The 21,039-nt window shown below is 60.5% G+C and carries 22 protein-coding genes; 15 read left to right on the top strand and 7 right to left on the bottom strand.

Annotation, left to right across the window (positions count from 1 at the left end; genetic code table 11):
- Positions 1 to 91: 91 nt before the first annotated feature.
- Positions 92 to 1,093, top strand: a complete 1,002-nt coding sequence (locus JNB88_RS02915; protein WP_220354215.1) for a 2-hydroxyacid dehydrogenase — start codon at positions 92 to 94, stop codon at positions 1,091 to 1,093.
- On the opposite strand, the gene JNB88_RS02920 is transcribed toward JNB88_RS02915, so the two are convergent.
- From JNB88_RS02920 to recF, 3 genes are read right to left on the bottom strand one after another with little or no spacing between them, the layout of a single operon-like run.
- Positions 1,090 to 1,563, bottom strand: coding sequence for a GNAT family N-acetyltransferase (locus tag JNB88_RS02920; RefSeq protein ID WP_220354216.1), 474 nt, complete (start codon positions 1,561 to 1,563; stop codon positions 1,090 to 1,092). The two genes, JNB88_RS02915 and JNB88_RS02920, sit on opposite strands and share 4 nt — an antisense overlap.
- Entirely contained in the window at positions 1,560 to 2,384 is an 825-nt protein-coding gene (locus JNB88_RS02925) for a molybdopterin-synthase adenylyltransferase MoeB (protein WP_220354217.1), read from the bottom strand. Before JNB88_RS02925 ends, JNB88_RS02920 begins: the two co-directional genes overlap by 4 nt.
- Positions 2,381 to 3,505: a DNA replication/repair protein RecF gene (gene recF, locus JNB88_RS02930; RefSeq protein ID WP_220354218.1), complete on the bottom strand. Its 1,125-nt coding sequence runs from the start codon at positions 3,503 to 3,505 to the stop codon at positions 2,381 to 2,383. Before recF ends, JNB88_RS02925 begins: the two co-directional genes overlap by 4 nt.
- Positions 3,506 to 3,638: 133 nt before the next feature.
- On the opposite strand from recF, the gene JNB88_RS02935 reads away from it, so the two are divergent.
- Positions 3,639 to 4,361, top strand: a complete 723-nt coding sequence (locus JNB88_RS02935) for an LssY C-terminal domain-containing protein (RefSeq protein WP_220354219.1) — start codon at positions 3,639 to 3,641, stop codon at positions 4,359 to 4,361.
- 94 nt (positions 4,362 to 4,455) lie between these two features.
- Positions 4,456 to 4,923: a group III truncated hemoglobin gene (locus JNB88_RS02940; protein ID WP_037131201.1), complete on the top strand. Its 468-nt coding sequence runs from the start codon at positions 4,456 to 4,458 to the stop codon at positions 4,921 to 4,923.
- A 6-nt stretch (positions 4,924 to 4,929) separates the two neighbouring features.
- On the opposite strand, the gene JNB88_RS02945 is transcribed toward JNB88_RS02940, so the two are convergent.
- The gene (locus JNB88_RS02945) at positions 4,930 to 5,451 is read right to left on the bottom strand and encodes a GNAT family N-acetyltransferase (RefSeq protein WP_220354220.1); all 522 of its coding nucleotides are present in this window, start codon (positions 5,449 to 5,451) and stop codon (positions 4,930 to 4,932) included.
- A gap of 20 nt (positions 5,452 to 5,471) precedes the next feature.
- Positions 5,472 to 6,038, bottom strand: coding sequence for a helix-turn-helix domain-containing protein (locus JNB88_RS02950; protein WP_220354221.1), 567 nt, complete (start codon positions 6,036 to 6,038; stop codon positions 5,472 to 5,474).
- Between the two features lie 141 nt (positions 6,039 to 6,179).
- On the opposite strand from JNB88_RS02950, the gene lepA reads away from it, so the two are divergent.
- Entirely contained in the window at positions 6,180 to 8,012 is a 1,833-nt protein-coding gene (lepA, locus tag JNB88_RS02955) for a translation elongation factor 4 (RefSeq protein ID WP_037131208.1), read from the top strand.
- A 51-nt stretch (positions 8,013 to 8,063) separates the two neighbouring features.
- Here lepA and JNB88_RS02960 read toward each other — a convergent pair whose 3' ends face one another.
- Positions 8,064 to 8,519: a GFA family protein gene (locus JNB88_RS02960; protein ID WP_037131212.1), complete on the bottom strand. Its 456-nt coding sequence runs from the start codon at positions 8,517 to 8,519 to the stop codon at positions 8,064 to 8,066.
- A gap of 78 nt (positions 8,520 to 8,597) precedes the next feature.
- Entirely contained in the window at positions 8,598 to 9,128 is a 531-nt protein-coding gene (rfbC, locus tag JNB88_RS02965) for a dTDP-4-dehydrorhamnose 3,5-epimerase (protein ID WP_220354222.1), read from the bottom strand.
- Positions 9,129 to 9,251: 123 nt separating this feature from the next.
- Between rfbC and JNB88_RS02970 the strand changes: the two genes are divergently transcribed.
- From JNB88_RS02970 to JNB88_RS03020, 11 genes are all read left to right on the top strand, one after another.
- Positions 9,252 to 10,073, top strand: a complete 822-nt coding sequence (locus JNB88_RS02970) for an NAD-dependent epimerase/dehydratase family protein (RefSeq protein ID WP_220354223.1) — start codon at positions 9,252 to 9,254, stop codon at positions 10,071 to 10,073.
- 2 nt (positions 10,074 to 10,075) lie between these two features.
- Positions 10,076 to 11,146, top strand: a complete 1,071-nt coding sequence (locus JNB88_RS02975; protein ID WP_223217066.1) for a class I SAM-dependent methyltransferase — start codon at positions 10,076 to 10,078, stop codon at positions 11,144 to 11,146.
- Positions 11,124 to 11,909 carry a cephalosporin hydroxylase family protein gene (locus JNB88_RS02980; protein WP_210281033.1) on the top strand — a complete coding sequence of 262 codons (786 nt, stop codon included), beginning with the start codon at positions 11,124 to 11,126 and terminating at the stop codon, positions 11,907 to 11,909. Before JNB88_RS02975 ends, JNB88_RS02980 begins: the two co-directional genes overlap by 23 nt.
- Before the next feature lie 39 nt (positions 11,910 to 11,948).
- The gene (gene rfbF, locus JNB88_RS02985; RefSeq protein ID WP_220354224.1) at positions 11,949 to 12,716 is read left to right on the top strand and encodes a glucose-1-phosphate cytidylyltransferase; all 768 of its coding nucleotides are present in this window, start codon (positions 11,949 to 11,951) and stop codon (positions 12,714 to 12,716) included.
- Positions 12,713 to 13,783, top strand: a complete 1,071-nt coding sequence (gene rfbG / locus JNB88_RS02990; protein WP_220354225.1) for a CDP-glucose 4,6-dehydratase — start codon at positions 12,713 to 12,715, stop codon at positions 13,781 to 13,783. Before rfbF ends, rfbG begins: the two co-directional genes overlap by 4 nt.
- Before the next feature lie 4 nt (positions 13,784 to 13,787).
- Positions 13,788 to 15,017, top strand: a complete 1,230-nt coding sequence (locus JNB88_RS02995; protein ID WP_220354226.1) for a class I SAM-dependent methyltransferase — start codon at positions 13,788 to 13,790, stop codon at positions 15,015 to 15,017.
- A 534-nt stretch (positions 15,018 to 15,551) separates the two neighbouring features.
- Entirely contained in the window at positions 15,552 to 17,132 is a 1,581-nt protein-coding gene (locus tag JNB88_RS03000; RefSeq protein WP_220354227.1) for a peptide ABC transporter substrate-binding protein, read from the top strand.
- 47 nt (positions 17,133 to 17,179) lie between these two features.
- Positions 17,180 to 18,103 (top strand): ABC transporter permease subunit, encoded by a 924-nt coding sequence (locus JNB88_RS03005; protein WP_037131236.1) that lies wholly within the window; start codon positions 17,180 to 17,182, stop codon positions 18,101 to 18,103.
- Positions 18,100 to 19,017, top strand: coding sequence for an ABC transporter permease (locus JNB88_RS03010; protein WP_220354228.1), 918 nt, complete (start codon positions 18,100 to 18,102; stop codon positions 19,015 to 19,017). The genes JNB88_RS03005 and JNB88_RS03010 overlap by 4 nt, the downstream gene beginning before the upstream one ends.
- A 1-nt stretch (position 19,018) precedes the next feature.
- Positions 19,019 to 20,011: an ABC transporter ATP-binding protein gene (locus JNB88_RS03015; RefSeq protein WP_220354229.1), complete on the top strand. Its 993-nt coding sequence runs from the start codon at positions 19,019 to 19,021 to the stop codon at positions 20,009 to 20,011.
- Complete coding sequence (locus tag JNB88_RS03020) at positions 20,004 to 20,987, top strand: ABC transporter ATP-binding protein (protein WP_220354230.1); 984 nt, start codon at positions 20,004 to 20,006, stop codon at positions 20,985 to 20,987. The genes JNB88_RS03015 and JNB88_RS03020 overlap by 8 nt, the downstream gene beginning before the upstream one ends.
- Positions 20,988 to 21,039 lie beyond the last annotated feature (52 nt).

The raw sequence follows: 21,039 nt of genomic DNA on the forward strand, positions 1-21,039 counted from the left end.
TTCGCGTGCGGGTCTGGTAGAAATTGCCCGGAACGCGAAAATTATCCCGCGTCTTGGTTAAGGACCTCTTTACAAGTTAGCGCCGGCGCACATGACGACGAAGAAAAAACCGAAGGTCTACATCACGCGGAAGCTGCCCGATGCGGTTGAAACGCGCATGCGCGAGCTCTTTGACGCGGAACTCAATATCGATGACGCGCCACGCTCCAAGACCGAGCTGATTGCCGCAGTCAGAAGCGCCGACGTGCTGGTCCCGACGGTCACCGACAGGATCGACGCCACTGTCATCGAGGAGGCGGGGTCGCAACTGAAGCTGATCGCCAGCTTCTCGAACGGCACCGATCACATCGATGTCGAAGCGGCGGCTCGCAAGGGCATCACGGTTACCAACACGCCCAACGTGCTGACCGAGGACACGGCCGACATGACGATGGCGCTCATTCTAGCGGTGCCGCGCCGTTTGGGCGAAGGTGCGCGAGTGTTGACCGACCATCCCGGCGAGTGGGCCGGCTGGTCGCCGACCTGGATGCTCGGGCGGCGCATTCACGGCAAGCGTATTGGTATCGTCGGGATGGGGCGGATCGGCACGGCCGTTGCCCGCCGCGCCAAGGCCTTCGGCCTGTCGATCCACTATCACAACCGCAAGCGCGTGAACCCGGCCACCGAAGATGAGTTGGAGGCGACCTATTGGGAAAGTCTCGACCAGATGCTTGCCCGCGTCGATATCGTTTCGGTCAACTGCCCCTCGACGCCGGCGACGTTCCATCTGCTTTCCGCCCGCCGCCTGGCCCTGCTGCAGCCGACCGCCTACCTGGTCAATACCGCGCGCGGCGACGTGATCGACGAAGCAGCGCTGATCAAGAGTCTGCGAGAGGGCAAGCTGGCAGGCGCGGGCCTCGACGTCTTCGAGAACGAGCCGGCGGTCAATCCGAAACTGATCAAGCTGGCCAACGAAGGCAAGGTCGTGCTGCTGCCGCACATGAGCTCGGCGACGATCGAGGGCCGCATCGACATGGGCGATAAGGTGATCATCAACATCCGCACTTTCATCGATGGCCATCGACCGCCAAATCGGGTTCTACCCGGCCGCTAAGCCGAGACCTGCTTTCGCATTTCGATCGATGTCGTTCTGGTGAAGCCGGGATGGGCATTTTCAGCGGTTTTCTCGAAGCCCCAGCGCGCGAAGACGTCATGATTCTCGACGAGTTCAATCCGCGTTTCGAGCCGCAGCGACGGCAGCCCGCGGTCTCGTGCCGTCTGCTCCGCGACCGCCAAAAGCCGGCGACCGATGCCCCTGCCTTGCGCGTCAGGCGCAATTGCCAGCTTACCGATGTAAAGACAGCCCTCTTCCGGTCGCAGGAAGACACAGCCAGACAAGGTTTCGCCTTCGATCGCCGCATAGGCGATTTCGGACCGCGCCTTATTCGCCAGCGTCACCGGTGTCAGTTTCAGGGCCGAGGATGGCGGATCGATCCGGTCGTTCATATAGGCGAACGACGACAGGATCAGCGCCAGCAACTCGTCCCAGCGCTGAAACTCTTCGTCGATGCGAACGATGTTCATGATGCCTGGCTCTGCCTTGCGCGGCGGCGCTTGTAGCGGATCGTGTCAAAGCGGGCGGCTAGCGCATCATAGAGCAATAGCCGGCCAATCAACGGTTCGCCCGTACCGGTGACAAGCTTGATCGCTTCCATCGCCATCAGCGTGCCGATCACGCCGGTCAACGCGCCGATAATTCCGGTCTCGGCACAGGCCGGGATCAGTCCTGCCGGCGGCTTCTCGGGGAAGAGATCGCGATATGTGGGGTTTGGCGTCCCGTCCTCGGCCGTTTCATAGGGTTTCAGCACCGTGACAGATCCGTCGAAGCGGCCAACCGCGCCTGTCACCAAGGGGATTTGAGCCCTCTCGGCGGCGTCAGCTGCGGTATAGCGCGTATCGAAGTTGTCCGAGCCGTCGATCAGCACGTCAAAGCCGGACAGATGGCGACGGGCCGTGTCAGGTGAGAAGCGCTCCTCGAGGCGGATCACGTTGACATGCGGGTTCAGACGCGCGATCGCGAAGGCAGCACTTTCCGTCTTCAGCTCGCCGATCGTGCCGGAATCATGGATTACCTGGCGCTGCAGGTTGGAGAGCGAGACCCGATCGTCATCCGCAATGCCGAGCGTACCGACTCCGGCGGCCGCCAGATATTGCAGAACCGGCGCTCCCAGCCCGCCGGCACCGATAACAAGCACGCGGGCAGCTTTCAGCTTCTGCTGGCCTGCGCCGCCGATCTCGGGAAGCAGGATATGACGCTGATATCGCGCGATTTCTTCCGGGCTGAGGGGTTCCATGGGTGAGATGCTAGCACGGCCTTTGGTTGAGGGGGAAGCGGCATCGGTCATTCGAAAATCTTTCCGTCGGCAACGGTGAAGAATTGCGCCCGCTCACCAAGCGCCGAGAACATGGCACGGTCAGTGCCCGTCATGAAGGCCTGACCGCCGAGCGCGTCAATGAGGTCGAAGAGCGCGGCACGCCTGCCTTCATCGAGATGCGCGGCGATCTCGTCGAGCAAAAGGACGGGCGCATGGCCGGTGAGATTGGCGACCAGCCGGGCGTGAGCGAGGATCAGTCCGACGAGCAGGGCTTTCTGTTCACCCGTGGAACAACGCGCTGCCTCCATCTGTTTTTGCCGGTGGCGGACAAGCAGATCGGCGCGGTGGGGACCGTCGAGCGTGCGACCGGCCGCGGCGTCGCGGTAACGGCTCTCCGCAAGCATGGCGGCATACTCATCCTCGAGATCGACGGCAGGGCGCGAGAACTGACCATCCATGAACCCCGCAAGCTCCAGCGCCGCGGCAGGAAAGGGCGAGGTTTCGTGCGTCTCATCAATCAAACGGGCGAGCAGGCCCAGCATCTCCTGGCGCGCCATCGCCATCGCAATACCGAGGCTCGCCATCTGCTGTTCGAGGCCGGAAAGCCAGGCGGGATCGAAGCGACGTTCGTCGAGCAGCTTGTTTCGGCTGCGCATCGCGCGTTCGAAATCGCTGGCACGGCGGCCGTGGGCCGGATCGAGCGAGAGTACGAGCCGATCAAGGAAGCGACGGCGCTCGGACGAGCCACCGGTGAAGAGACCGTCCATCGAGGGTGTCAGCCACAGGAGGCGCAGATGGTCGGTCAGTTCATCGGCAGATTTTGCCGGCGTACCGTTGATCCGCAGGCGGCGCGAGGCGCTGTCGTCGGTGGTATCTACGCCGGTGCCGATCTCCACCTCCCCGTCCATCCCATCGAGCTCCGAGAAGATCGAGAAGCCGGCAGTCGCGCCAACACGGGTGATGTCGCCGTAAGTGGCGCGACGCAGACCGCGACCGGGTGACAGGAGGGAGACCGCTTCCATCAGGTTGGTCTTGCCGGCGCCGTTGTCCCCGGTCAGCACGACATGCCGACGGTCGAGCGACAGCGAGACAGACGCGTAGTTGCGAAAGTCGGTCAGCTTGAGGCGGGACAGGGAGACCTTGTGCGGCATTCGATATCCGGATTCGTGGTGTCCGAGAGCTAAGCGTTACGAGTGCGGATGGCAAGGGTTTCGGGGCAGAGAGCGTGCATGTTGGCGCCATCGCCGGACGATCGTATGATACGTCGAGACTGGGGGGACTTCGATGAGACGCTTGACGAGAACGCGGATTGTGGTCAGCGGCGTGGCGATCCTGTTGGTTGCCTATCTGGTCGTCGCCTATTTCTTCATTCCTGAAATATGGATCCATCGCGACGCCAGCCGCATCGCGGATTTTGGTCCAATGGTGACGACCACCAAACAAGACATTCCAGGCGACCCCATCAATGTCGGACTTGTCGGCTCGAGGGAGGACGTGCTCCGGGCATTCGCATCGGCTGGATGGGATCCGGCTGACAAGATCACGTTGCGGACTTCGGCCGAAATCGGCTTGAGCGTCGTGCTCGATCGGCCGGACCTCGACGCTCCGGTCAGCCCGTTGCTGTTTGAGGGCCGCCAACAGGATCTGGCGTTCGAAAAGGCCGTGGGGAAGAGCGCCGACGAGCGCCACCATGTTCGTTTCTGGAAAACCGGGAGAACCGGTGAGGACGGGCGCCCAGTGTGGCTCGGCTCGGCGAGCTTTGATCGCGGAGTTGGTTTCAGCCACGACACCGGCCAGATCACCCATCACATCGCACCTGATGTCGATGCCGAGCGGAATCTTGTTATCGGAGATCTTCAGACGGCTGGGCAAGTATCGTCGACCTACGAGATTGCGGGCATTGGCGCCACGAAGACCGGCCGCAACGGTGGCGGCGATCCCTATTTCACCGATGGGAAAGCACTGATCGGCGTACTGCACGGCCGCGAAAACAGAAGCGCATATTGACGCGCAATGCTGCCTTGCGTCGCAGTGCCTTCATCTTAGGACGTCAAGCGTCTATATGAGCGGGGTCGTCGGTTGCGACGTGCCGGAGTTGATGATGGATACCGAAATACAGGGCCGTGCCGCGCATGTGGCCGCCATTCGCGAGCGCGCAGAAGCCGAAATGAAGGCGATGGGGATCGACGAGGCGTTCATCGATCACTTGGTCGAGACGTTCTATGGCCGCATACTCCAGCATCCGACGCTTGGACCGGTCTTTGATGCCAAGCTTGCCGGTCGCTGGCCCGAGCACATGCAGAAGATGAAGAGCTTCTGGTCATCGGTCGCCTTCCGCAGCGGCGCCTATGGCGGCAAGCCGGTGCAGGCGCACACTGGCGTCGCGAATATGACGCCTGATCTCTTCCCGCAATGGCTGGCACTGTTTTCCGAAACGCTCACCGATATTGCTCCGAACCCCGAGGCGAAGGCCTGGTTCATGGCAACGGCGGAGCGAATCGCCAGGAGCCTGACGCTATCGCTGTTCTACAATCCGGCGCTCGACGACCCGCAGCGTAAACCGGCTTGAGCCATCTTAAGCGACACGCTTGTAGAAAAGCGTCGTCGCGCAGAGTCCGCCTTCCGGCCACAGCGCATAGTCGGGGATCACCCCGACCCGCTCCCAACCAAGCCGCGGATAGATTGCTTCGGCGTCGCTGCCTGTTGCCGTGTCGAGTACCAGGATCGTCTTGCCGCATGCAGCCGCCTCGCGCTCGGCCGCATCCATCAGCAGGCGCGCAAGTCCCTTGCCGCGCTCGGAGCGATGCACCAGCAACTTCTTTAGATCGCCGCGATGCGGCTGGTTCGGCATCTGCGCCGCACCTACCTGCACGGTGCCTACGGCCCTGCCTTCCGATTCGGCCACCAAGAGCAGCGTCGCGCCTGAGGCAACGGCATCCGCAACGCCCTGCCAATAAGGCTCGGCATCGGCATTGGTGTAGGGCTGCATGAAGCCGACCGAAGCGCCGCCATTGACGCAATCAGCGAGTACATCGCAAAGGTCTGGTATTGCCGCACGCGCTTCCGCCGCATCCAGCAGGCGTATTGTTATTGTCATCACTATTCTCCTGAAATGAATTAGCGCCCGCGCCGATCGAGAACGACGCAGTAGCGAGCCGGGATGTGACCGGGATTGTAAAAAATGTGGCCCTCGCCCACCGGCATGAAGAGGCAATCCCCAGGGAGGAGACGGTAGACCGTTTCGCCCGCTGTCATTTCCATCTCGCCATCGAACAGCCATATGTGCTGGGTCATGCCGCTGCTGGCGGCATGCGGCGGAAAGTTCACGCGGGCACCTGGCGGGAACTCGACATCGACGATATCGACATCCGAGCCGATTCCCGGGGGCGACACAGAACGTCTGACATAACCCGTCTCCGGATCCCGCCAGACCTGCTGATCTTGCCGGCGCGACAGCGGCGAAACCTCCCGTTCCTCCGCAAAGAAAGCCGAGAGCGAAAGTCCGAGAGCTGCGCATACCCTGGCGAGCAGCGAGGCTGTCGGGCTAGCCTCTCCGCGTTCGATACGCGAGATCATGGCACGGCTGACACCCGAGGCGTCGGCGAGGTCATCCAACGTCAGATTCTTCTGCATCCGGAGCTTGCGGATGCGAAGGCCGATCGCAGTTTCCAGTTCCTGTTCCATCATTTGATCCCAATATTCTACTATAATAGAAATGCATAGTCTGATGATGGAATCAAGCGCCTTCTGTCGTGCCGCTAAACAGCCCTTTATCGTAAACGAAGTCCTGCTTTTCCGCTTTGCGGCAAGGGGCGGCGCTGCTATATGGCGCGCATGAGCACCAATTCGACCACACCGCTTTCCCATATCCGCAACTTCTCGATCGTGGCACACATCGACCACGGAAAATCGACGCTTGCCGACCGCCTGATCCAATCGACCGGGGGCCTCGCCGAGCGCGAGATGTCCGAGCAGGTGCTTGACAACATGGATATCGAGCGAGAGCGCGGCATCACCATCAAGGCCCAGACGGTGCGCCTGCACTACAAGGCCAAGAATGGCGAAACCTACATCCTGAACCTCATCGACACGCCCGGCCACGTCGACTTCGCCTACGAAGTCTCCCGCTCTCTGTCGGCCTGCGAGGGTTCGTTGCTCGTCGTTGATGCCTCTCAGGGTGTCGAAGCCCAGACGCTTGCCAACGTTTATCAAGCGATCGACAACAATCACGAGCTGGTTACCGTTCTCAACAAGATCGACCTGCCGGCCGCCGAGCCGGACCGCATCAAGGAACAGATCGAGGAAGTCATCGGCATCGATGCGTCCGAGGCCGTGCTGATTTCGGCCAAGACTGGCCTCGGTATCCCCGACGTTCTCGAAGCGATCGTTGAGAAGCTGCCCGCGCCGAAGAGCCCGGGTGGCGAGAAGGCGCCGCTGAAGGCGCTGCTCGTCGACAGCTGGTACGACACCTATCTCGGCGTCATGGTCCTCGTCCGCATCATCGACGGCGTTCTCACCAAGGGTCAGACGATCCGCATGATGGGCACGGGCGCCAAGTACCAGGTGGAACGCGTCGGCGTACTGACGCCGAAGATGGTCAATGTCGACAGCCTTGGCCCCGGCGAGATCGGCTTCATCACGGCATCCATCAAGGAAGTGGCCGATACCCGCGTCGGCGATACGATCACCGAGGACAAGCGCCCGACCGCCGAAGCCCTGCCCGGCTTCAAGCCGGCACAGCCTGTGGTCTTCTGCGGCCTCTTCCCCGTCGATGCCGCTGATTTCGAAGATCTGCGCGCGGCGATGGGCAAGCTTCGCCTCAACGACGCCTCCTTCTCCTTCGAGATGGAATCATCGGCCGCTCTCGGCTTCGGTTTCCGCTGCGGCTTCCTCGGCCTGCTGCATCTCGAAATCATCCAGGAACGCCTGGAGCGTGAGTTCGACCTCGACCTGATCGCCACCGCGCCTTCGGTCGTCTACCAGCTGACGATGACCGACGGCAGCGAGCGCGAACTGCATAACCCGGCAGACATGCCTGACGTCGTCAAGATCGACGAGATCCGCGAGCCCTGGATCAAGGCGACAATCATGACGCCTGACGACTATCTCGGCGGCATTCTCAAGCTCTGCCAGGATCGCCGCGGCATCCAGACCGAACTCACCTATGTCGGCACCCGCGCCATGGTGACCTATGAGTTGCCGCTCAACGAAGTCGTCTTCGATTTCTATGACCGGCTGAAGTCGATTTCGAAGGGCTATGCCTCCTTCGACTATCACCTCGAAGGCTACCGCGAAGGCAACCTCGTCAAGCTGTCTATCCTCGTCAACGGCGAGCCGGTCGATGCGCTGTCGATGCTGGTCCACCGCGCCTCTGCCGAAAAGCGCGGCCGCGACATGTGCGAGCGGCTGAAGGATCTGATCCCGAAACACATGTTCAAGATCCCGATCCAGGCCGCGATCGGCGGCAATGTCATTGCCCGCGAGACGATCTCGGCGCTCCGCAAGGACGTGACGGCGAAGTGCTACGGCGGCGACGCCACCCGCAAGCGCAAACTTCTGGAAAAGCAGAAGGAAGGCAAGAAGCGCATGCGCCAGTTCGGCAAGGTGGAGATTCCGCAGGAAGCCTTCATCGCCGCGCTCAAGATGGGCGACGAGTAGAACATTTCCAGCCCGGCCGGCGCGCAACGCATGGCCGGGCTGCGACATACCTCAGCTGCAGGCCATGTATTCCTTCACCAATCCCTCATAGGCGTCCATCTCCGGCAGCGCCTCATAGCTCCTGATAGCGCCGGTTTCGGCGAAGGGCAGCTTTTCGCGCGTCCAGGTTTCGATAAACGGCTTGAACCAGCGCGGATCGTCCAGCATCGTCGGACGAAGATTGACGAACCAGTCCATCCCTTCCGATCGCGTGAACATCCAGGTCATGCAGTGTCCGCAAAAATAGTGGTGCGCGTCAGCGCCGTGAAGCCCGCCAATAACCGGCTCCCCCTCGGTGATTTCGAAGCCTTCCGCCGGGATCGCGGCACTCAGCGAATAAGCACTCGACGACATCTTCTGGCAGCCCGTGCAATGGCATGCCATGGTCAAAAGCGGCTTGGCGCTGATCTTCAATCGCACGCGGCCGCATCGGCAGCCGCCCTCCCAAGGCAGATTGACTTCGCTCATCACGTCCTCCTTTTCCGTCATGCTCAATCTAGCGGGAGTCGGTCCGGCGTCAAACCCGGCTGTCGCGACGCTGCACCCCTAGAGCATAGGGAGGTTGCGATCCCGCTCGGACATCTGCTCGACGGGCAGCGGCCAGGCAATCGCGATCGCGGGATCGAGCGCGTTGACCCCGTCCTCGCTCCCCGGCGCGTAGGGCTTGTCGTGCAGATAAATCAGCTCGCAGTTTTCCATCAGCGTCTGAAAACCATGGGCGAAACCCGGCGGGATCATCATCGACCGCGCGTTCTCGGCGGAGAGAACCTCACCATGCCATTGGAGATAAGTCGGTGAACCCGGCCTTAAATCGACAGCCACATCGAACACGGCCCCAGAGAGGCAAGACACGAACTTTGCCTCGTCATGCGGGGCGCTCTGGAAATGCATTCCGCGTATGGCCCCTTTCGCCTGGGTCATCGTGTGATTGATCTGCGCGATACGGCCAATGCCGAAATCCGAAAGCTCCTCGCTACAGAAGAAGCGCGAGAAAAAGCCGCGCTCATCGCCAAGCCGCTGACGTTCGACGACGAGGAGATTGCTTAGGGCAGTGGGGATGCGATTGAAACGGGACATGGAACTCGACCAGAACGTTTGAGGATACCCGACAGAATGCTTTATCGCCTTGTTTCAACCCGCGCAAACTTGACCTCACACCCAAAAAGGGCTCATTAGCAACCACTGTTGGAGAGCACTGATTTGGGCAAAGTACTTATCACCGGGGCCTCGGGATTCGTTGGCCGACACGTCTTGCGCGCGCTTGCAGCGCAAGGGACCGATCTGCGTGTGGTCCTTCGGCCGAAAGCGGTCGAAAGGGTGCGGGACATCAAAGCGATCGAGATCGTAGAAAGCGCCTCTCCTTTTTCCGAGAGCGAAAACTGGTGGCGCGATGCCTTTGCCGAGATCGATACGATCATCCACCTCGCATGGTACGCGGAGCCTGGAAAATATCTCACGGCACCGGAAAATCTGGATTGCCTTTCCGGCACGCTGACGATGGCGAGGGCCGCAGCCAATGCAAGAGTACGCCGATTTGTCGGCATTGGTACGTGCTTTGAATACGACGTCAGCTTCGGCAAGCTTTCGGTTGACACACCATTGAAGCCGCTCACGCCCTATGCGGCGGCGAAGGCGGCGGCGTTCATGGCGCTCTCGCAGTGGCTGCCGGCGCAAGGCGTCGAGTTCGCGTGGTGTCGCCTGTTCTATCTCTATGGTGACGGCGAAGATGAGCGTCGCTTCGTGCCGTATCTAAAAAAATCGCTCAAGGCGGGTCGGCGGGCAGACCTCACCGAAGGAAAGCAGGTCCGCGACTTCATGGATGTCCATGATGCTGCCGCACGCATATGCGACGTCATCTTCGGAAAAGCCACGGGCGCTATCAACGTGTGCTCCGGCGTGCCTGTGACAGTGCGGGAACTCGCAGAACGAATCGCCGATCAGTATGGTCGGCGGGATCTTTTGAATTTTGGGGCGCGGCCCGACAATCTTGTCGATCCGCCCGTCGTCTTGGGAGTGCCATAGCCTTGAATGCAGCACCAACGGATGTCCGCGTGCTTTACGAGCAGCGGGGTCTGCCGATCTTTCAGAACAGAATGTACGACACCTTGGAGGATGCCCTCGGCTCGCCGAAAGGTGACATCTGCCTGGTGGAAGATGTGCGCACGGGTCTCGTCCGCAACGCGGCGTTCCAACCCGACCTGATGGTCTATGACACATCTTACCAGAACGAGCAGGGCCTGAGCCCAATGTTTCGTCGCCATCTGGAGGAAGTCGCGTCGATCATTACCGCGAACATGGGCGAGAAGAACCTCGTTGAGGTCGGCTGCGGCAAGGGGCTTTTCCTTGAGATGCTGGAAGAGCGCGGGGTCGAGATAACCGGCTTCGATCCTGCGTATGAAGGCGTCAACAGCCGAATTCGCCAGGAGTATTTCCAGCCCGGCAGCGGTATTGAGAGCGACGGCCTCGTCCTCCGGCATGTCCTGGAACACATTCCGGACCCGATCGCGTTCCTCGGCCAACTGAAGGAAGCCAACGGCGGGCGCGGATACATTTACATCGAGGTTCCCTGCTTCGATTGGATCTGCGAGCAGCGGGCATGGTTTGACGTCTTCTACGAACACGTCAACTATTTCAGACTTTCGGACTTCCACCGAATGTTCGGGACCGTCGTCGCAAGCGGACGAATCTTCGGCGGCCAGTATCTCTACGTCGTCGCGGACCTGGCAACCTTGCGCCAACCGATGATCGACCAGAACGACCGCGTAAAAATGCCCGCGGACTTCGTCGAGAAGCTGGAAAGCATCAGCCCCGGCGAAACCCAAACAGCGGTGGTCTGGGGTGGTGCTTCGAAGGGCGTGATATTTTCGCTTTTGAGGCAGCGAAAAGGCCGTCCCGTCACCGCCGTGATTGACATCAACCCTTCAAAGCAAGGCAAGTTCCTGCCTTTGACCGGCTTGAAAGTTCAATCCCCGAACGAGGTGCTGCCCGGACTGCCGCCAGGCTCCGATATCTACGTGATGAATCGCAATTACTCTGAAGAGATCAAGAAAATGTCCAACAACGCCTACAACTATGTCGAGGTCGACCGTGGCTGATTTCAAGAGCGAAGTCGCCGACCGCATTGTCGCGATCCAAGGCAACGAAGAGTTCAAACGAAGCGCTTCCGATTTCCTGCGCAAGTCCGTCGAGCCGAAATATTCCTATAACTACTTCTGGATGGGTCGCCCGATCATCCAGTACCCCCAGGACATGGTCGCCATGCAGGAGATCATCTGGGAGACGCGTCCGGACCTGATTATCGAAACCGGGATCGCACATGGCGGATCGCTGATCCTCAGCGCATCCATGCTTGCGCTTCTTGATATGACCGATGCGATGGAAGCCGGCGTCAGCTTTGACCCACGCGCTTCGAACCGACGTGTTCTCGGCATCGATATTGATATCCGCGCGCACAACCGGACGGCAATCGAAGCGCATCCGATGGCGTCGCGCATTCAGATGATTCAAGGGTCGAGCATAGACCAGAGCGTCATCGACGAGGTCCATCGGATCGCCAAGCCCTTCAAGCGCGTTCTTGTGTGCCTGGACAGCAACCACACCCATGACCACGTGCTGGCTGAGCTCGAGGCCTATGCGCCCCTGACCTCGGTCGGCAGCTATTGCGTCGTCTTCGACACGCTAATCGAAGATATGCCTGAAGACGCGTATCCAGACCGATCCTGGGGACCGGGCGACAATCCGAAAACGGCTGTGTGGAAGTATCTCGAAACACATCCTGAATTCGAGATCGACCGGGCGATCGATCAGAAGCTTATGATCACCGTGGCCCCCGACGGCTTTCTGAAGCGACACAGATAGAACTCGCGAAGGCGAAGTTCTCAGGCCAGGAAATCCTAAATGAAAATCGTCATTCTCGCGGGTGGCTATGGCACCCGCATTTCCGAAGAGAGCCATCTGCGGCCAAAGCCGATGATCGAGATCGGAGGTCGTCCGATCCTCTGGCATATCATGAAGATCTATAGCCACTACGGCTTCAATGATTTCGTGATCTGCCTTGGCTACCGCGGCTACATGATCAAGGAATACTTCGCGAACTACATCCTGCATTCGGCAGACGTGACCTTCGACATGGAGCGCGGCGAGACGACCTACCACGCCACCAAGGCCGAGCCCTGGCGCGTGACACTTGTCGAAACAGGCGAGGGATCGATGACCGGCGGGCGTCTGAAGCGTGTCGCGAACTATCTCGATGACACATTCTGCCTCACCTACGGCGATGGCGTGGCTGACGTCGACATCAAGGCTCTGACGGAATTTCATCTAAGGCACGGACGCGAGGCGACGGTGACGAGCGTCGTGCCGCCGGGAAGGTATGGCGCCCTGCTGACCGACGATGGAAAAGTCACGAGCTTCACCGAAAAGCCTGCGGGCGATAACGGGCGCATCAATGGCGGCTTCTTCGTGCTCAACCGGTCCGTGCTCGATCGTATCGAGGGAGACCTAACGCCGTTCGAGGCGGCGCCGCTCGAAGGCCTCGCCACCGACGGCCAATTGATGGCCTTCCCGCATGACGGGTTCTGGCGGCCCATGGATACGCTGCGCGACAAGAACCAGCTCGAAGAGCTGTGGCAGAGCGGCCATGCGCCGTGGAAAGTCTGGTCATGAGCAGGCTTCCGGATCAGCGCTTCTGGTCGGGAAAGCGTGTCTTCCTCACGGGTCACACCGGCTTCAAGGGAACGTGGGCGCGGCTATGGCTTTCCCGGCTCGGCGCCGAGGTGGTCGGCTATGCGCTTTCACCAGCAACGACGCCATCACTGCATGGGCTTGCCGGCAGCACCGGATTGGCTGCCGAGACGATCGGGGACATTCGCGACGCAACAGCGCTGGCGGGTGCCATTAGCGACTGCAATCCCGATATCATCCTGCACATGGCGGCGCAGCCGCTGGTTCGGCGCAGTTATCTTGAGCCGGTCGACACGTTCGACGTCAATGTCATGGGTACGGTACGCCTGCTGGAGGCGGCGCGTTCGCTCGAGGCGCTCAAGGCCATCCTGGTTGTTACGACCGACAAGGTCTACAGCAACGACGAGAGCGGACGGCATTTCGTCGAAACCGATCGGCTTGGTGGGCACGACCCCTACTCCGGCTCGAAGGCTGCGGCCGAGATTGCAGCCGCGACCTACAGGGACTCCTTCTTCCGCTCAAAAGGCGTGCATGTCGGCACCGCGCGTGGCGGAAACGTGCTCGGCGGCGGCGACTTCTCGGAGGATCGCCTAGTTCCCGACATCGTCCGCGCCGCCATCGCCGGCAAGATTCTTGATATTCGCAGCCCGCTGGCGACGCGGCCCTGGCAACACGTCCTCGACTGCCTGAACGGCTATTTCCTGTTCTGCGAAGCGCTGTATACCGGGGCCGTATCGGTCGAATCGCTGAATTTCGGGCCTTCGCCTGATGAAGCGCAAATCCCCGTTGGTGTCGTGGCGTCATCCGTCCAAACAGCCATGGGGCTCGGGCAAACCTGGCAGGATACGTCAGCGGCAGACAAGCCGCGCGAGATGCACGCGCTGGGCCTTGATCCCGCTGAGGCTAGCCGTTCTCTCTCCTGGCGGGCAAGGCTGAGCCAAGCGGAAGCCATAGACTGGGCCGCGCGCTGGTACGATCAGTGGCGCCGGGGCGAAGATGCGCTCTCGCTCGTCACTGGCCAGATTGATGCTTTCACGAAAGGCGCCTAACCACATGCCTCACCAATGCCGTTTTTGCCCAGCGCCGCTGACGACCGTTGTCGCGGATCTTGGATCGACACCTTGGTCCAACGCTTTTCTGCCCGACGCGGCCGCGATTTCGAAGGAGCGCTCCTTCCCACTGAAGGTCATGGTTTGCGCGGAGTGCTTTCTGGTTCAGACGACCGAGAACGTCCCAGCCGACGAAATTTTCAACGCCGACTACGCTTACCTCTCCTCGTTCTCGACGAGCTGGCTTGAGCATGCCAAGCGTTATGCCGAGATGATGACCGAGCGCTTCGGGCTCTCAGCGGATTCGACGGTGGTCGAAGTCGCCTCGAATGACGGCTATCTCCTGCAGTATTTCGCCGCCAAGGGCATTTCAGTGCTCGGCGTGGAGCCGGCTGCCAATGCCGCAAAGATTGCCGAGGGCCGCGGCGTACCGACGAAGGTAGCCTTCTTCGGCAAGCAGACCGCCCAAGCGCTGGTCGAGGGCGGCGTGCGCGCTGATGTGACGGCCGCCAACAATGTTCTGGCACACGTCCCCGATATCGCCGACTTCGTCAGCGGCTTCGCCATCCTGTTGAAACCCGATGGCGTCTCGACCTTCGAATTTCCGCATCTTCTGACGATGATCGACGGGATCCAGTTCGACACCATCTATCACGAGCACTACTCGTACATGTCGCTTCTCGCGGTCGAACGCATTTTCGGCGCCTGCGGACTGAAAGTCTTCGACGTCGAGGAAATCCCGACGCATGGCGGTTCGTTGCGCGTCTTCGCGCAAAAAGCGGAAGGCAACCGCGCGGAGACCGACAGGCTGCTCGCTCTTCGCGCGAAGGAGGAAGCCTTCGGCCTCAAGGAGATGGCGACTTATGAACGTTTCGGAACGCGGATCGAGGGCGTCTGCGAGGAGTTCAGGGCCTTTCTTCGTCGCGCCAAGACCGAAGGCAAGACGGTCGCAGCCTATGGCGCGGCGGCCAAGGGCAATACGTTCCTGAACGTCTGCGGCGTCAATGCTGACGACATCGCGTTCGTGGTTGATCGCAGCGATATCAAGCAAGGCAAGCTGCTGCCAGGCAGCCATATTCCCGTTCATGCGCCGAGCCATATAGAGGTCGCCAAGCCCGACTATCTGGTGATCCTGCCGTGGAATTTGACGGACGAGATTGTCAAGGCAAACGACTACATCCGTACATGGGGTGGGCGCTTCGTGATAGCGATCCCGACGCTTCGGATTCTTTGAGCAAGGGAGGAGTGATGCTGACCAGCGTCACTCCTTCCCCAGTCCGGTGTGGATATCTTCCCGACAATACCGGTTTCGCGGGCACGACACACATCGTTTCGCTGTCGCACGGCAGGGTGTCGATCGCGCTCCAGGTAAGCTGCCGGGCAAAACGACGCGTCTCGGACGGAACGCAGCGCGCCATGTCGCAAACAGACGACAAACGGACGCAAGCGCATTGAAATCTCAATGCAATTTTTATTGACCGCACGAAAATTTGAGCCGGCTAGCAATTGTGAAATCAACCGTTGATTGATTTTCAGAGAGGCATCCCATCGCCTTGAATTGCGGTCACCGAGTGCGAAATCGCCGCTTTTCGTGACGCTGAAGCGGAATGAGCAGCGAAAATCGCGGCGACAAGGTAGCCCTTCCGCTTCTTAATTTCAGGACTTGCAACGCCAGACCTTTACGATAGGTTGCGCTCTGACCTGAACGTAACTGGTCACGGGAACAAACGACTAAAAAAGGCGCAAAGCCTAGAAAGGTGGCCCCCAAATGAACTTCCTCACGAAACGATTCATGGTTTCGGCAGTGCTTGGCTCACTGCTTGCGGTGTCGGCCCATGCGGCGACGCTCAACATCCACAACGGCGGTGACCCAACCTCGCTCGATCCGCAAAAACTCTCCGGCGATTGGGAAAACCGTATCGCAGGCGACATTTTCGAAGGTCTCGTCACTGAAGACGCGAAGGACAACCCCATCCCCGGCCAGGCCGAGAGCTGGAAGGTTTCGGATGACGGCAAGGTCTATACCTTCAAACTTCGCGACGGCATCAAGTGGTCCGATGGCCAGCCGGTAACGGCGGGAGACTTCGTCTTCGCCCTCCAGCGCCTGGTCGATCCGAAGAATGCCTCCGACTACGCCTACCTGCAGTTCACGATCAAGAACGCGGAAAAGATCAGCAAAGGCGAGATAGCAGATCTCAGCCAGCTGGGCGTAAAGGCAATCGATGACAAGACCCTCGAAATCACGCTCGAAAACCCGACCCCGTACTTCATCAACGCACTGATGCATTACACAGCCTATCCGCTGCCGAAGCATGTCGTGGAAGCCAAGGGTGCCGACTGGGTGAAGATCGGCAATATCGTCACAAACGGTCCCTACAAGCCGACCGAATGGGTACCGGGCTCGCACGTCACCACCGTTAAGAACGACCAGTACTACGGTGTGAAAGACCTGAAGATCGACGGCGCCAAGTTCTTCGTTCTCGAGGACCAGGAAGCCGCCTTGAAGCGCTACCGCGCTGGCGAATTCGACATCCTCACCGACTTCCCGACCGACCAGTACGAGTGGATGAAGAAGAACCTGCCGGGTCAGGCACATGTCGCGCCGTTCTCCGGCCTCTACTATTACGTCGTCAATTCGCAAAAGCCGCCCTTCAGCGACAAGCGCGTCCGTCAGGCTCTGTCTATGGCGATCAACCGCGAAGTCATCGGCCCGCAGATCCTCGGCACCGGCGAACTGCCTGCCTATTCCTGGGTCCCGCCGGGTACGGCGAACTATGGCGACCCGGCCTACGTCTCGTGGAAGGACATGTCCTACAAGGACAAGGTTGAAGAAGCCAAGAAGTTGCTCAAGGAAGCAGGTTTCGGTCCCGACCATCCGCTGACCGCCGAGCTCAAGTACAACACCAACGACAACCACAAGCGCATTGCAGTCGCGATCGCCTCCATGTGGAAGCCGCTGGGCGTCAATGTCGAGCTGGTCAATGCCGAAACCAAGGTGCACTACGACCAGCTGCAGCGCGGCGAAGTGCAGATCGGCCGTGCCGGCTGGCTCGCCGACTACAACGACCCGGACAACTTCCTGAATTTGCTGGTGACTGGCGTTCAGATGAACTACGGCCGCTGGTCGAACCCGGAATATGACAAGCTGATCAAGGATGGCAACGCCCAGACGGATCTGACGAAGCGCGCCGAGCTCTTCAAGCAGGCCGAGCAGATCGCGCTCGACGATTCCGCCGCCCTGCCGATCTACTACTATGTCTCCAAGAACGTTGTTTCGCCCAAGATCGAGGGCTTCGTCGACAACGTCCAGGACATCCACCGCACGCGCTGGCTGTCGATGAAAGAGTAAGGGAAAACGGCCCCTTCCGCTCTGGCTGAAGGGGCCGGTCCACGACCATGATCAAATATGCACTCCGTCGATTGCTGTCGACGATCCCCGTACTGTGGATCGCCGTCACAGCTTGCTTTTTCGTTTTGCGCCTTGCCCCCGGCGGCCCCTTCGATGGCGAAAGGCCATTGCCGCCGGTGATCCTCAAGAACCTGGCTGCCCACTACAACCTGGATAAGCCACTCGTTCAGCAGTACCTCATCTATGTGGGCGATCTGCTGCGTGGCGACCTCGGCCCCTCCTTTGCCAGCGAAGACTTCACCGTCGCGCAGCAAATCATGATCGGCCTGCCCTACACCTTCACCATCGGCACTGCCGCCTTCTTGCTCGCCATCGTTGTCGGGGTCGTTGTCGGCTGTCTTGGGGCGCTCTATCAGAACAAGATGCCGGACTACATTCTCGGCGCGATGATCCTGGTAGGCGTCGTGTTGCCCAACTTCCTGATCGCTCCGGTCCTGCAGCTGATTTTCGGCATCCATCTCGCCTGGCTTCCCGTCGGCGGTTGGGGTGACGGCTCGCTGAAGTATCTGATCATGCCTGTGGTCGTGCTGGCGCTGCCGCATGCCGGGCGCATTTCTCGCATCACCCGCGGCTCGATGATCGAGGTGATGGGCCAGAACTATATCCGCACCGCCAAGGCCAAGGGCATCGGCCCGCGCCTGACAATCATGCGCCATGCGCTGAAGCCCGCCATGATGCCCGTCGTTTCCTATCTCGGCCCGGCGGCCAGTTATCTTCTCACCGGCTCGCTGGTTGTCGAGAGCGTCTTCGGACTGCCCGGCATCGGCCGCTACTTCATCAACGCAGCGCTTAACCGCGACTACGGCATGGTTCTCGGAACGGTCATCTTCTACATGGTGCTGATCGTCATTCTGAACCTTCTCGTCGATATCGCCTATGCGTGGCTCGATCCGAAAGTGAGAAACCGATGATCCTCAACCCTGCCAAACGCGAACTGCTGGCAGCCGAGCTACTGGAGGCCGAAGGCCTCGCGCCGGAGGGCCGTTCGCTCACCAAGGATGCGCTGAGACGCCTCGCCCGCAACAAGGCGGCAGTGATCTCGATCGTCGTCCTCGTGCTCTTGATCCTCGCCGCCTTCGCCGGCCCGTGGTTCATTCCCTACAACTACGAAGATCCGGACTGGGCAGCCTTCCGCATCCCTCCGTCGTTCGAAACCGGCCACTATTTCGGCACGGATCCGAATGGCCGCGACCTCCTTGCCCGTGTGCTCTACGGCACGCGCATCTCGCTGGCCGTCGCCGCCACGGCAACCATCGTCTCAGTCGTCATCGGCGTGCTTTACGGCGCCGTCTCCGGCTATATCGGCGGCAGGCTGGACGCGATCATGATGCGCTTCGTCGACATCATGTACGCGCTTCCCTACATCCTTTTCGTCATCCTGCTGATGGTGATCTTCGGCCGCAACGTCTACCTGCTCTTTGCAGCGATCGGTGCGCTGGAATGGCTGACCATGGCTCGCATCGTGCGCGGTCAGACGCTGTCGATCAAGCAGCGCGAATTCATCGAGGCTGCCCGCGCCTCGGGCCAGAAGCCGTTCAAGATCATCATAAAGCACATCATCCCGAACCTCGTCGGCCCGGTCGTGATCTTCGCGGCGCTGACGGTTCCCGAGATCATCGCCACGGAGAGCTTTCTCTCTTATCTTGGCTTCGGCGTACAGGAGCCGCTGACCTCACTTGGCACGCTGATCGCCGAAGGCACCGACGCCATGGAAAGCATGCCGTGGCTCTTGATCTTCCCAGCCAGCTTTCTTGTCGCCCTTCTGCTCAGCCTGCTGTTCATCGGCGACGGCCTACGCGACGCGTTCGACCCGAAGGATCGCTAACATGACCGAAAACCTTCTCGAACTCAAAGACTACTCCATCACCTTCGAGACACCGGACGGCCAGGTACGGGCGGTCTCGAGCATGAACCTGACGATCAAGCGCGGCGAGCGCCTGGCGATCGTCGGCGAGTCCGGCTCGGGCAAGAGCCAGACCTTCCTCGGCGTCATGGGGCTGCTCGCCAAGAATGGCCGCACTTCCGGCCAGGCTCTGCTCGAGGGCAAGAATGTTCTGGCGCTAAAGCCGCGAGAACTCGACCAGGTGCGCGGCAAGGACATGGCCATGGTCTTTCAGGACCCGATGACCGCCCTCAATCCATCGCTACGGATTTCCCGGCAACTGACGGAACAGCTGGAAGTCCATCGCGGCTTTACTGCACGCGCGGCGTCAGCTGAAGCGCTCGACATGTTGAAGCGTGTGGGCATTCCCGACCCGTCACGGCGCTTCAACCTCTATCCGCACGAACTGTCGGGCGGCATGCGCCAGCGCATCGTCATCGCCATGGCGCTATTGACCAAGCCGAAGCTGCTGATCGCTGATGAGCCGACGACAGCGCTCGACGTCACCATCCAGGCGCAGATCCTTGACCTCTTCAACGATCTGATGTCCGAAATGAACACGGCGCTTGTCATGATAACTCACGACCTCGGCGTGGTCGCGGGCCTCGCCGACCGTGTCGCCGTCATGTATGCCGGCCGCATTGTAGAAGAGGCTCCGGTCGACGAACTGTTCGACAATCCGGCACATCCCTATACGGCGGCACTGCATGCCTCCATCCCGCGTCCGGACCAGAACGTTGACGAGCTCGTGGTCATCCCTGGGCGGCCACCGAACCTCCAGCACCTGCCGAAGGGCTGCAACTTCTCGCCCCGCTGTTCGCAGGTTCAGGACGATTGTATCGATCGTCCACCAACACTCGAAACGCTGGCGCCACTCCACTGCGCCGCCTGCTTCCACCCCTTCCCGCGCCGCGAGGAGCTTCTGATCCATGGCTGATCGTTCTCTGCTCCGGGTCGAGAACCTGACGACCCAATTCGAACTGCCCGCCAAGGGCTTCTTTAAGCCGCCGGTCCTATTGACGGCCGTCAACAATGTGAGCTTCGACCTCAAGGAAGGCCGCACGCTCGGCATCGTCGGCGAATCCGGTTGCGGCAAGTCAACGCTCGGCCGCTCAATCCTGCGCCTGCTGAAGTCGCAGAAAGGCCGCATCCTGTGGCAGGGGCGGAATCTGCTTGATCTGTCGGACGAGGAGATGCGTGCAGCCCGGCGCGACATGCAGATCATCTTCCAGGATCCGATCGCTTCGCTCGACCCGCGCATGACGGTCGGCGATATCATCGCCGAACCGTTGACCGTCTTCGAACCGAAGCTTTCGAAGGCCGAACGACTGGCGCGTGTCCGGGAGATCATGGCAGCCGTCGGTCTGGTGCCCGAAATGATCAACCGCTACCCGCACGAGTTTTCCGGCGGCCAGGCGCAGCGCATCGGCATCGCCCGGGCGGTCGTGACGCGGCCGAAGCTCATCATTTGCGACGAACCGGTCTCGGCGCTCGACGTGTCGATCCAGGGGCAGGTGATCACGCTCCTACGCAAGCTTCGCAACGAGTTCGGGCTGACGCTGATCTTCATCAGCCACGACCTCTCGGTTGTCCGCCTGATTTCTGACGACGTGCTGGTGCTCTATCTCGGCAAGGTGGTCGAGGCCGGTGATTGCGCCACAGTGTTCGACCGACCCGCGCATCCGTATACGCAGGCCCTCTTCTCGGCCGCGCCGGTGCCCGATCCGAAGCTTGCCCGGAGCCGCCAGCGCATCCGGCTTCAGGGCGATCCACCCTCGCCGCTCAATCCGCCGCAAGGCTGCGTCTTTTCTCCACGCTGCTGGAAGGCGACAGATATCTGTCGCACGGAAATGCCGGCAACGGAGCAGGTTCGGCCTGGCCACACCGCCGCCTGCTATCACATGGATCGTTGAGCGGGGCGACTTCCAAGCAAAAGGCCCGCCGTTCGGCGGGCCTCTTCATATG

It is taken from the genome of Rhizobium cauense, assembly GCF_019511525.1.
GTDB lineage: Bacteria > Pseudomonadota > Alphaproteobacteria > Rhizobiales > Rhizobiaceae > Rhizobium > Rhizobium cauense.